Source organism: uncultured Lacinutrix sp., assembly GCF_947500605.1.
Classification (GTDB): domain Bacteria; phylum Bacteroidota; class Bacteroidia; order Flavobacteriales; family Flavobacteriaceae; genus Lacinutrix.
Genome location: NZ_CANMSJ010000032.1, coordinates 1 through 262, shown reverse-complemented (window position 1 = coordinate 262; position 262 = coordinate 1). Strand labels below are relative to the sequence as shown.

General features: G+C 40.5%; 1 pseudogene. It reads right to left on the bottom strand.

What is annotated here, in order from left to right:
• Window positions 1–262: pseudogene (locus Q0935_RS15850) on the bottom strand (hypothetical protein); the annotation flags it as partial.

The following is a 262-nucleotide window of genomic DNA, read 5'->3' as shown; positions in this document are numbered from 1 at the left end:
GTGTTGTTTCTCCACAACCTACCGTGTCTCTTACGGTTACAATATGTTCGCCTGCTGCAATATCTGTAAAGGTATACATGTATTCTCCTGCTGCATTTAACGTTCCTAGTTCCCAGCTTCCACCGTCAATACTAAATTCGTATACTGCTATTGAAGTACTTGTTGTTCCTGTTGCTGTAATTACTACATCGTGTTGGTCTGCAAAGGCTAATGTTGTTATTTCTGATGTTACTACTGGTGGCTCGCTTACTGTTACTAAAGT